A 565-nucleotide genomic window follows, 5' to 3' on the forward strand; every position below is an offset into this window, starting at 1 on the left:
GGGGATCATCCACCGCGACATCAAGCTCGACAACCTCTTCGTCGAGACGACCGGGCGCCTGAAGGTGCTCGATTTCGGCGTCGCGCGCATGCGCGACGGCGTGAAGACCGCGATGCGGACGCGGACGGGCGCGACGCTCGGGACCGTGTCGTACATGGCCCCGGAGCAGGTGATCGGCGAGGGCGAGGTCGACGCGCGCGCCGACATCTACTCGCTCGGGTGCGTCCTGTTCGCCTGCCTGACCGGCCGGCCGCCCTTCGCCGCGGCGCACCCGCTGGCCATGCTGGCCCGGGTCGTCTTCGAGGAGCCGCCGCGGGCGAGCTCGCTCGCGCCCGAGCTGCGCCCGGAGCTCGACGCCTTCGTGGCGCGGCTGCTCGCCAAGCAGGCCGACCAGCGCCCCGACGCGCGGGCGGCCATCGAGGAGCTGCGCGCCCTCGCCGCGCTCGTCGCCGGGTCCCCCTCGGGCGCGCCCGCCTCGGCCCCCGGCCTGACCCGCCGCGAGCGGCGCCTCGTCAGGGTCATCCTCGCGCTCGCGCCCGGCACGCCCCGCCTTGCGCCCACCTCG

General features: G+C 76.3%; 1 protein-coding gene. It reads left to right on the plus strand.

Annotation, left to right across the window (positions count from 1 at the left end; all coding sequences use genetic code 11):
* A partial coding sequence (locus tag BN4575_RS22710) for a serine/threonine-protein kinase (protein ID WP_141689899.1) occupies nucleotides 1–565 on the plus strand: 565 nt, incomplete at both ends.

Source organism: Aeromonas sp. EERV15, from assembly GCF_900079845.1.
In the GTDB taxonomy this organism is placed as follows: domain Bacteria; phylum Pseudomonadota; class Gammaproteobacteria; order Enterobacterales; family Aeromonadaceae; genus Aeromonas; species Aeromonas sobria.